7 protein-coding genes are annotated in these 11,831 nt (G+C 44.0%); 5 read left to right on the top strand and 2 right to left on the bottom strand.

Annotated features, from left to right (window positions below; genetic code table 11):
• Positions 1–24: 24 nt before the first annotated feature.
• Both IHV80_RS06095 and IHV80_RS06100 read right to left on the bottom strand, forming a co-directional pair.
• Positions 25–636, bottom strand: coding sequence for an OmpA family protein (locus IHV80_RS06095; RefSeq protein WP_192890424.1), 612 nt, complete (start codon positions 634–636; stop codon positions 25–27).
• Positions 636–1,946, bottom strand: a complete 1,311-nt coding sequence (locus IHV80_RS06100; protein ID WP_192890425.1) for a TolC family outer membrane protein — start codon at positions 1,944–1,946, stop codon at positions 636–638. Before IHV80_RS06100 ends, IHV80_RS06095 begins: the two co-directional genes overlap by 1 nt.
• Positions 1,947–2,247: 301 nt before the next feature.
• On the opposite strand from IHV80_RS06100, the gene IHV80_RS06105 reads away from it, so the two are divergent.
• The 5 genes from IHV80_RS06105 (at position 2,248) to blaALI (ending at position 11,791) form a co-directional block, all read left to right on the top strand.
• On the top strand, positions 2,248–6,057 hold the full coding sequence (locus tag IHV80_RS06105; protein WP_192890426.1) for a VCBS domain-containing protein: 3,810 nt from the start codon (positions 2,248–2,250) through the stop codon (positions 6,055–6,057).
• A gap of 442 nt (positions 6,058–6,499) precedes the next feature.
• Positions 6,500–7,129 (top strand): TetR/AcrR family transcriptional regulator, encoded by a 630-nt coding sequence (locus IHV80_RS06110; protein ID WP_029222856.1) that lies wholly within the window; start codon positions 6,500–6,502, stop codon positions 7,127–7,129.
• A gap of 55 nt (positions 7,130–7,184) precedes the next feature.
• Positions 7,185–9,467 (top strand): acyl-CoA dehydrogenase, encoded by a 2,283-nt coding sequence (locus IHV80_RS06115; protein ID WP_004734682.1) that lies wholly within the window; start codon positions 7,185–7,187, stop codon positions 9,465–9,467.
• Positions 9,468–9,676: 209 nt separating this feature from the next.
• Positions 9,677–10,879, top strand: coding sequence for an enoyl-ACP reductase FabV (gene fabV / locus IHV80_RS06120; protein ID WP_029223635.1), 1,203 nt, complete (start codon positions 9,677–9,679; stop codon positions 10,877–10,879).
• A 171-nt stretch (positions 10,880–11,050) separates the two neighbouring features.
• On the top strand, positions 11,051–11,791 hold the full coding sequence (blaALI, locus tag IHV80_RS06125) for an ALI family subclass B1 metallo-beta-lactamase (protein WP_192890427.1): 741 nt from the start codon (positions 11,051–11,053) through the stop codon (positions 11,789–11,791).
• Positions 11,792–11,831: the final 40 nt, after the last annotated feature.

The raw sequence follows: 11,831 nt of genomic DNA on the forward strand, positions 1-11,831 counted from the left end.
AAGAACTACCGTGACAATGTCACGCTATTTCTCTAGTGTAGTAAAGATCGTCCATTCCTCGACGATTTGTTCGCTTAGACCGACTACAGTTGCCGTTACTTTACGGTTTAACGCATGTGAAGTAGGGTCATCACCATCACTTTCTAAACGTTCTTCACCATAGCCGACAATTCTAACTCGGCTTGGCGCTATGCCGTTTGAGAGCAGCTCGTCTTGAACATTGTTCGCTCGTTTTTTTGATAGGTCTAAGTTGTATTCGTTGGACCCCACCTTACTCGCGTAACCTTGAATTTCAATCGATGCACTTTTGTAAGTTTCCAAGAACTCAGCCATGGTGCTGATTTGATCCGAGAATATTGGGTTAACTTCGTACGAGTCATGAGCAAACAGAATTTTTAGCTGTCTGACTTCTTCTGCTCGAATGGTTTCCCCACATCCGTCATTGTCGACTTGTGAGGCTTCTGGTGTGCCAGGGCAAATGTCACGCGCGTTTACGACGCCATCTCTATCATCATCCTGAAGGTCAGAAATCTGCTCAGCCTCAGGCAAGTCGATGTAAGGCTCTTCTTGTTGACTAGTGCATGCGCACAACGTGAACGTTAATGTGGATAGTAATAAGTACGTTATTTTCATCATTAATACTCCACGGCCGTTGTCCACTCTTCTGGTATGTCGACCAGTAGAGCGTTCAATAAAGAACCGGTTGCGTTCATTACACGGTACTTAGCGTACTGCTCAGAGTAATGCGCATCTAGATAATCTTTACGAGCTTCAAATAGTTCGTTCTCAGTGTTGAGTAAGTCAAGCAGAGTACGTTTACCTATTCGGTATTGTTTTTCATATGCGATAACGGTTTCTGAGGCGGAATCAACATGATCGGATAGAAAGTTCTTTTGTTGCAGTGTTAAATCTAAGGCACTCCATGAAAGACGAAGGCCTTCTTCAACTTGGCGGTAAGCTCGATCTCTCAGATCTTTTGCTTTATTCAATTGGTAAGCAGCTGCTTCGGAATTAGCGCTGTCTGTTCCGCCGTTGTACAAGTTATATCGCATTCTTAGCATTGCGAGTGTTTCTTGGCTTGAGCCTTCATCGCCTCCCGCATCGTCACGCCATGACTGAGATGCTTCAATAGAGAATGTAGGGTAGTTCACGCCCTTCGATTGTTTGTATTGAAAATGCGCTGCATCGACATCAGCCGCTGCGATTTTTATCACTGGGTGTTTGTCCAAGGCATCAACAATGGCGTCCGTTAGCGACAAAGGAATCCTCGAAATATCGGCTCTTGGGTAAATTAGGCCTAGTGGTTCTTGACCAACCACTCGTCTAAATTGTGTGTGTGTATCTATCAAATTATTCTGTGCGGCCAATAAGTTACCATGAGCTTTTGCAATCCTAGCTTCTACTTGTGATACATCCGCTGTCGAACCTATACCGGAATTAGCTCGTTTCTTAATGTCTTTATAGATTTTCTTGTGTATTGATAGGTTACTTTCTGACAGTGCCAGCACTTCAGTGGCTTTCACTGCGTCTAGATAAATTTGTGTCACCTCCAGAGCTTTGTCTTCGGCATCAGCTATCAATTGCAAGCGAACCGACTCAGCTTCTGCGGCTGTACGATCAATATCGTACAGAGTCGCGGAACCATCCCACAGCAATTGAGTGAGGGAAATCGTCGCTTCCTTTCTTGTTAAATCGGTATCTGGACTACCATTACTTTCTGCTGGGTTTATACCTTCGTAACCAATACCAGCATCTAAGTCGATACTGGGCTTGTATGCGCCTCCAGAGGCATCATTACGTTTTTTCACGCTCACATATTCGTTAAAGATGCTTTTTATCTCTGGATTCGTTGCCAAGGTAATAGCAACAGACTGTTCCAGAGTCTGAGCGGCGAGTGGTGTTGCAGCAACTAAGCAGCATAAGATGGATAATTTAAACAATTTCAAAGTAGCTCTCCTTCTACTTTCAATGTCTCATCCGTTTCCCAACCTACGTTTATCGCTGAATTGAGAGAAGGGTATTAAACGAAGCTTAGGACATTTGCAAAAAAATGCGAAGTTTGTAGGTTTTTTTTTGAATGTAAGTCGCTATTGCTATTGACTAATTTAAAAAATGCCATATTTACATGCTTTTAATGAGTTGATTATCAATAGTGCCACTACTAAATTTATTGTAGGAAATAGCCACAGCGCAGAGTGGGATTGGATCCGCGTTTGGTGTGTTCTGGGTAGAAGTGGGAATATGGATATGGGAAATATCAACCTAAATATACTAGGCCTTGCTAGCGGGAGTGTAGTGCTCGATGCTCAAGGCCAAGTTAGACGTTTGTCTCCGGGCGAACAACCAGCTGCTAGCGACGTGATTATCAGTTTTGATACTAGTGAAGACAGTGTGCCAAGTGTTTCTGCACGGTTTGTAGATAACCTGGGTCAACAAAATGTTCTAGATACTGATGATGCAATCGCTCAAGTTCAGCGTGCTATTGAAGAAGGGTTTGATCCAACGGAACTAGGAGAGGAGTTCGATACTGCAGCTGGTGAGCAAGGCTCAAGTTTAACCAACAGCGGTAGAATTGAGCGTACTGGAGCTGAAACTCAAGCTGCCACGAACTTTGAAACTGACGGATTTGAGTCTCAAGGACTATCGGAGACTCAAAGTATTGCTCTTTTTGACATCATCGCTTTTGCGCTTATTTCAGGTGAAACCAACGTTATCGAGTTTGAGCAGGATGAGCCTATTGAAACTGGGGGTACCCTAACAATAGAGGAGCCGGATGTCGTCTTTATTGCTAAAGACGTGGAAGGGGATAATGGGTTAGGTACCTTTGTTGTAAACGAAGATGGTACTTGGACCTTCGTGGCCAACAGCCCTTATGATGAGCTTGCGGATGGCGAGCAAATTCAAGACACGACGACAGTACAAACCTCCGATGGAGGTGAACAAGTTATCACAGTAACGATAATTGGTACTGATGATGCGGCTGTAGCCACTGATGACACAGGCAGTGTGACTGAGGACATTGATGTAGATGAAATCACCAATCAATTAGTGACATCTGGTCAGATCGTGATTACAGATGTAGACAGCGACACTCCTACCTTTTCTGCTGATGGTGAGTTTAACCTCGTAGGTTCAACAAACGAATCACAGCTAGGCGTATTGAGCATCGACCCTGATGGTGCTTGGACTTACGTCGTTAACAACGATGATGTTCAGTACTTAGACGACGATGAATTCGTTACTGAGGTTTATACGGTGACGGCAGATGACGGCACAACAAGCGAAGTGACCATTACCATTAACGGTGCCGATGACCCATCTGACATAACCGTTGGCGAAGGTGATTCAGATACGGGTGAAGTGACTGAGGATGTCGATGTTGACCAAGAGAGCAACAACTTAACGACGTCAGGTACTTTAACCATTACCGATGTCGACGACAATGATGTTGCAGCTTTCGAACCGGACGGCACGTTTAATCCAGAAGGTTCTACCAATGATACCGCGTTGGGTGTGTTGACCATAACAGACGATGGTTCTTGGACTTACGTTGTTAACAATGATGATGTTCAGTATTTAGATGACGATGAGTTTGTCACTGAGGTGTATACCGTTACTGCGATTGACGGAACCACAAGTGAAGTGACCATCACCATTAACGGTGCCGATGATCCATCCGAAATTACCGTCGGAGAGGGTGACTCTGACATGGGTGAGGTGACGGAAGATGTGGATGTCGATCCGGAAAGCAATGACTTGATGACATCGGGGACACTGACGATCACCGATGTTGACGCCAATGATGTTGCTGCTTTTGAACCCAACGGAACGTTTAATCCAGATGGCTCAACCAATGATACCGCGTTAGGTATGTTGACCATAACCGATGATGGCGAATGGACGTACGTTGTCGATAACGATGATGTGCAATATCTCGATGACGATGAGTTTGTCACCGAGGTGTATACAGTCAATGCGATTGATGGAACCACAAGTGAAGTGACCATCACCATCAACGGTGCCGATGATCCGTCTGAGATTACCGTTGGAGAGGGTGACTCAGACATGGGTGAGGTGACGGAAGATGTCGATGTTGATCCTGAAAGCAATGACTTGATGACATCAGGAACGTTGACGATCACTGATGTTGACGCCAGTGATGTTGCGGCTTTTGAACCCAACGGAACGTTTAATCCAGAAGGCTCGACCAATGAAACCGCTTTGGGCATGTTGACTGTTACCGATGATGGCGAATGGACGTACGCTGTCGACAATGACGATGTGCAATATCTTGATGACGATGAATTTGTTACTGAGGTATATACCGTTACTGCTATTGACGGAACCACAAGTGAAGTGACGATCACTATTAACGGAGCTGATGATCCATCTGAGATCACCGTTGGTGAAGGTGACTCAGACGTGGGAGAGGTAACGGAAGATGTCGATGTTGATCCTGATACCAACGAACTTTCAGCATCAGGCACTTTAACGATTACTGATGTCGACACGAGTGACATGCCCGCCTTTAAACCTAATGGTGTGTTTACCCCTATTGGGTCTACTTATGCACTTGCATTGGGGGTGCTAACTATTACCCCTGAAGGGGCGTGGAGTTATGTCGTTGATAACGATGCGGTTCAATACTTGAATGATGATGACACGGTTATTGAAAGATATGTGGTAACCGCAATTGATGGTGTTGAGCATGTTGTTGAGATCACAATCAATGGTGTCAACGATGCACCGGAAGCGACCAGCTTTACGGTCATCAATGATGAGGATGCGATTATACCAATTCTCTTCGATTCTGAAGATGGCGGCATGCCTGACTACATCTCAGATCTAGAGGACGACCATGACGATATTCCACTTAACATCCGGATTGAGAGTTTGCCAACCAGCGGCAGTCTTTTGTATAAAGATGAAAATGGCATTACGAGAGAAATAGTTCAGTCTGATGTCGATAACGGTGTGTTGTTTGTTCCAAACAATATCAGTTTCGTTGCCGGGCCTGGAGAAATGTTTGAAATGGGCTTTAGTGGTGATCCAGAAGATATGCCTGACCTCGTTGATGGTTTCTATAACTGGGGTGTTGCAGTATCACCAACCGAAAGGCTGATCACCCTAGCTAATGGTAATACCATAACTATCTCTGTCGAAGACAATAACGACAAGCCGCTGCAACAGTATCAAGGCGAACAACCTCATGTGGGCTATGGTATTGGTGATAGTGATGGTCAGGGTATGAACATGCAAGAAACCTTGGTCATCGATTTCACCAACAATCCACTTGAAGTCGTCCAATTTGGTCTCGATGGTATGGGTGGATCGTTCAATACCAATAGCAGTGTGTATGTAGAGGTACTTTACATATTTGCTGACGGTACAACCCAAACCGAGCAGTATCAAAAAGATGAAGGTGATACTGGTCATGATCAGATTCTTTACGAATTCAGCTATTCTTCGCCAAGTAATCCGATCGTTGGAATGGAACTTTCTTCTTCGGGTGGTAACTGGGAGCTGCGTTACGTGCAAGGTAATGAAGCTGTCACAGATGACCCGCAGTTTGATTATGTTGCAGTCGATTCAAATGGAGCTGAAAGTAGTGTAGAAACGGTCACTGTTGATATTGAAGAGCCGCAACAATATAACGTGATCAGTGCTGCAAGCAACGAGCCTCTATTTGCTGGTTCTGGCAATGACCTACTCATTGGTGATAGTGATGACAACATTTTTACTTGGTTAGACTCCGCGCTCGATAACGGGACAGATATCATTAAGGACTTTGAGCTTTATACTAACGGTTCTGGTGATTTAATTGACCTCAATGATTTAATTGAAGACCCACAAGACGAAACTCAAATGGCAGAGTTGCTTGATATGATTGAAGTCTCAGTCGATGGTGAAGACATCGCTTTGTCTATTCCAATCAATGGCGGAGGCGACGTCCAAACGATCGTGGTAGAAGGGATTGCTACGGAAGTAGGCGCTTCGGTTGATCTTGGTAGTGATCTCGCGATTTTAGGAGAACTTATCAAAAACGATGCAGCCTAGTCGGTATCGTGAAGTGCTCTATGGCTTAACGTAATGAAAGCCCTCGGTTTCGGGGGCTTTTTTTTTGTTCAGGAGTAGCCGAAGAAAAGTTGCTGAATCATAGGTAAAAAAAAGCCCAAACCAACACGGTTTGGGCGGATACAAGTATAGGAGTTAATAAGGAAAATGCAGTAATTAAGAAAGCAGGGGAGAGACAAGTTTGACGGCCTGTTAAACTTCTAAATACTCTGTTTTCTACTTAATTTATGACCCTCCATTTCTATTTCAGTTCCAAGAAAATTCATTAATTTTTCCTTTTTTTGTAAACATGCATCGATTCAATCGGTTAGTGAATAAAGCGATTAACTGGTACGACCAATTTGTGAAAATGTGATGTTGCTTGCTTGTTAAATAAATGTACTAGGCGTATATTTCAAACAGTTGTTTAATACGAGTGATTGAAATGGCACCAAGAAGTACAACCAAAGACAAAATCTTAGATGTGGCTGAAGGCTTATTTGCTGAGCACGGTTTTAATGACACCTCTTTACGCACGATTACGAGTAAAGCGAATGTCAACTTAGCTTCAGTGAACTACCACTTTGGCGATAAGAAGACTCTGGTTCGTGCGGTACTCAATCGATACTTAGAAGCATTTATGCCTGCACTGCAAGACGCTTTAGTGAACTTAAACTTGAACGAAACGTATTCTATGAGTGATGTGTTTGAGTCTTTAAGACAGCCGCTAAGAGCACTGAATGATGTAAGGCCAAATGGTACGAGTCGATTTATGTTACTCATCGGTCGAGGTTATACGGATGTGCAAGGTCACTTGCGTTGGTTCATTACAACTCGCTACAGCGAAGTACTGACTCTATTTACCAGCTCAGTGATGAAAGCCAACCCGAACCTCACTCAAGAACAGTTATTTTGGCGATTGCACTTCACCCTAGGGACTTGTGTCTTCACCATGGCATCTAGCCAGGCTCTGATAGAAATTGCAGAGAATGACTATGACAGAAAGATAGATGCAAAGGCAGTGGTCGATATTCTCATTCCATATTTGGCCGCTGGCATGTCAGCAAAAGAATAAAACAATAAAAAGCAAAATATTCACAAACAATATAGTGAACAAAAGGATCTGAACTATGAGCTCTCTAAGACAAAAATGGGTAAGTGACCCAGCTTTTAAACTCTTTAAAAAAGTACTACCACCACTATCTAGCACCGAGAAAGAAGCGATGGAAGCGGGTAGCGTGTGGTGGGACGGAGAGCTGTTTTCTGGTAAACCAGATTTCACTAAGCTTCACCAGTACCCAAAACCTCAGCTGACAGCAGAAGAGCAATCGTTCATGGATAATGAACTTGAAACTTTGCTCGCTATGCTTGATGACCATAAAATTGTGAAAGAAGACCGAGACCTTCCTGAAGAAGTATGGAACTTCTTACGCAAAGAGCGTTTCTTTTCGCTAATTATTGCGAAAGGGTACGGTGGTCGTGAATTTTCAGCACACGCCAACTCTACCATCGTAACTAAGATTGCAACTCGTAGTATCAGTACTGCGGTTTCGGTAATGGTTCCAAACTCTCTTGGTCCAGGTGAGCTGTTGTCTCACTACGGTACTCAAGATCAAAAAGACTACTGGCTACCACGTCTTGCTGACGGTACCGATATCCCATGTTTCGCATTAACAGGCCCTGAAGCCGGCTCTGATGCGGGTGGTATCCCTGATGTCGGTACAGTGTGTATGGGCATGCACGAAGGTAAAGAGACACTAGGCATCAAGCTTAACTGGAACAAGCGCTACATTACGCTAGCACCAGTGGCGACTGTACTTGGTCTGGCTTTCAAACTTCACGATCCAGAAAAGTTACTTGGTGACAAAGAAGACATTGGTATCACGTGTGCACTAATCCCAGCTGACCACGAAGGTGTTGTAATTGGTGAGCGTCATGATCCACTTGGTCTTGCGTTTATGAATGGTCCAACACGCGGTCATGATGTATTTATCCCAATGGAATGGCTAATCGGTGGTGCAGATTACGCAGGTAAAGGCTGGCGTATGCTGGTGGAATGTCTGTCTGCAGGTCGTGGTATCTCATTACCAGCACTTGGCACTGCGATGGGCCACCTAACTGCAAAAACGACTGGCGCATACGCTTATGTTCGTAAGCAGTTCGGTATGTCGATTGGTAAATTTGAAGGTGTTGCCGAGAGCTTAGGCCGTATTGGTGGCTTAACGTATCTATTAGAAGCAACTCGTACACTGACAACCACTTCACTCGATATGAAAGAGAAGCCGGGTATCGTAACGGCTATCGCGAAGTATCACATGACAGAGATGGCACGTACCATTCTGAATGATTCAATGGACATCCATTCAGGTCGTGCAATTCAAGATGGCCCAATGAACTACTTGGCTGCGCCTTACCTAGGTATTCCAGTTGCTATTACAGTAGAAGGTGCGAACATCCTAACTCGTAACCTGATGATCTTCGGTCAAGGTGCGACACGTTGTCACCCATACGTATTGAGCGAAATGGAAGCGGCAGCGAACCCAGATGAGAAGCAAGGTGCAAAAGACTTTGATAGCTTGTTGTTCAAGCACATCTCACACGCGACTAAAAACACGTTCGGTGCTTTTGGTGCGGCACTAACTGGCTCTAAGTTCATTAAAGCCGACATGAGTGGCCCAACTAAGCCGTACTACCAAGATCTGACTCGTTTGAGCCGTGCACTTGCAGTCAGTGCGGATTTCGCAATGCTGACGCTAGGTGGCGAACTGAAACGTAAAGAGCTTATCTCTGCACGTTTGGGTGATGGTCTAAGTTACCTATACATGGCTTCTGCTGCACTTAAAAAGTATGAAGATGAAGGTCGTCAACAAGCTGACCTAGACTATGTACACTACGCGGTTCAACACTGTTTCCACAATGCAGCTAAGTCGCTACAAGAAGCGTACAGAAACTTCCCGAACAAGATGGTTGGGAAAGTGCTTAAAGGGTTAGTCTTCCCTGTTGGTAACCACTTCGAAAAACCAAGTGATAACCTAACAGTTCAACTAGCAGAAAGCTTGATGACTCCGGGGGCACATCGTGAACGTCTGACTCACCTTTGTTACATCGGTAAAGAGGAAGATGATAGTGTCGGCCTTATGGAGAACGCTTTCAATGCGATGTACAGCATCAAGCCACTAGAGCGTAAGATCTTCAAAGCAGTGAAAGAAGGTAAAGTGGCTCGTAAAGGCTTGCTGGCAGATAAACTGGCTCAAGCACTTGCTGCAGATGTTCTGACGCAAGAAGAAGTCGACCAAATTGTTGCTGCTGATAAACTTCGTTACACAGCGATTCAAGTTGACCACTTCAGTCATGACTTTAGTGAAACTTTGACGCGAAAAGAGTTAAAACCTAAGCTAAATAGCGTTGCTTAGATAAAGAAATGATTAAAGGCACCTAATAAGGTGCCTTTTTTGTTTTTGTCGTAGAAGTCGCGATAGATGTGTTAACAAATGGTGACTTAGTCGGCAAATATCAGTTGAGTGCTCCAACCACTTGCATTTTCACCACATTTTTACAGAAATTAGATGCCATTTGCGCACGAAACTCTTATCCTTAACCTGATTTTTTAAGGAAGTTGAATATGATCATCAAACCTCGAATTCGCGGATTCATCTGTACTACAACACATCCAGTCGGTTGTGAAGCTAATGTAAAAGAACAAATTGCTTACACAAAAGCTCAAGGCCCAATCGCAAACGCACCTAAACGTGTACTAGTTGTTGGCTCTTCAAGTGGCTACGGCTTGTCTTCACGTATTGCGGCAGCATTTGGTGGCGGCGCTTCTACTATCGGTGTTTTCTTCGAGAAAGCCGGTACTGAGAAAAAAACTGGCACAGCTGGTTTTTACAACTCAGCAGCGTTCGACAAGCTAGCTAAAGAAGAAGGCCTGTATTCAAAAAGCCTTAACGGCGATGCTTTCTCTAACGAAGCAAAACAGAAAACAATTGACCTGATCAAAGAAGATCTAGGCCAAATCGATATGGTTGTGTACTCACTGGCGTCTCCAGTGCGTAAAATGCCAGAGACTGGCGAAGTAATTCGTTCAGCTCTTAAGCCTATCGGCGAAACGTACACATCGACAGCTGTAGATACAAACAAAGATGCGATCATCGAAGCAAGCGTTGAGCCTGCTACTGAAGAAGAGATCAAAGACACTGTTACTGTAATGGGCGGTGAAGATTGGGAACTTTGGATCAACGCACTTTCTGAAGCGGGTGTTCTAGCTGACGGTTGTAAGACTGTTGCTTACAGCTACATCGGTACAGAACTAACGTGGCCAATCTACTGGGATGGCGCGCTAGGTAAAGCTAAGATGGATCTAGATCGTGCAGCGTCAGCGCTAAACGAAAAACTAGGTCAAACTGGCGGTACTGCAAACGTTGCTGTTCTTAAGTCTGTTGTGACTCAAGCAAGTTCTGCGATTCCTGTTATGCCTCTTTACATCGCGATGGTGTTCAAGAAGATGCGTGAAGAAGGTATTCACGAAGGTTGTATGGAACAGATCTTCCGTATGTTCAGCCAGCGTCTATACAAAGAAGATGGCAGCGCAGCAGAAGTGGATGAAGTGAACCGTCTACGTCTAGACGACCTAGAACTTCGTGACGACATTCAAGAGCATTGTCGTAACCTATGGCCTCAAATCACAACTGAAAACCTAAAAGAACTGACTGACTACGTAGAGTACAAAGAAGAGTTCTTGAAGCTGTTCGGTTTCGGTGTTGAAGGTGTTGATTACGAAGCTGACGTTAACCCAGCTGTTGAATTTGATGTAGCTGACATCTAATTCAAACAATCGAATCAAAATGAAATAGGCGCTCAGTGAGCGCCTATTTTTTTTTCTTAAAATTGATAGATATTTTTATTGATAGTACAAAGTGATTCTTTGCATTCATGTGACATGCTTTAAGAAGAATACGCGGTATGTTCTTAATAGATTTAAAATGAGATGTAACTTATGTACAAAATTACTTTGGCGTTGTTAAACGCTGTTATTGCTTTTAGCAGTGTTGCCGATGAAAAGTCGATTAAGCCTCTTCAATTTGAAGAAATTAAGCACAATGTATTTTTAGTTAAATCATATCGTGAGTTTGTCAATTTGCAGACTCCGGGCACTCCTGTAGTGCTCGATGCAAACTCGTTGATATATATCGATGGGAAGGATGTCTATCTAATTGATACACCATGGAATGCATCTAACATGCCTCAATTAATGGAGTGGATCGAAAGCAAGGGACTCACGTTAAAGAAGACAGTTTTTTCTCATTTTCATGAAGATCAAACGGGTGGCTTAGAGTACCTTCAACAACACAATTTCGAAACTTACGCTTCTGGTTTAACTAATCGTTTATTGAAACATGACAACAAAGAGCCGACGAACCATGAGTTCTCGGGCAATAGCTTCGTATTGTTGGAAAATAAAATTGAGGTTTTCTATCCGGGGGCCGGGCACTCCCAAGATAATGTTGTAGTTTGGATGCCGAAGGAGAAGGTTCTAGTTGGTGGCTGTCTTATGAGAGCGAATGAAGTGAATACTATTGGTTGGGTGGGTGATGCGGACATCAATAAATGGAGTCGGTCGGCACAAAAAGTGTTAGCTAAATACCCTCAAGCAGAACTTGTTGTTCCTGGGCATGGTAATGTTGGCAAAGGGACTAGCATTATTCGTCATACAGTCGAAATTGCGAATCAGCTATAAGCGAATAGTGGGCTAGACAAAAATCAAGGAAGCCACGCTG

The organism is Vibrio bathopelagicus (genome assembly GCF_014879975.1).
Taxonomy (GTDB): domain Bacteria; phylum Pseudomonadota; class Gammaproteobacteria; order Enterobacterales; family Vibrionaceae; genus Vibrio; species Vibrio bathopelagicus.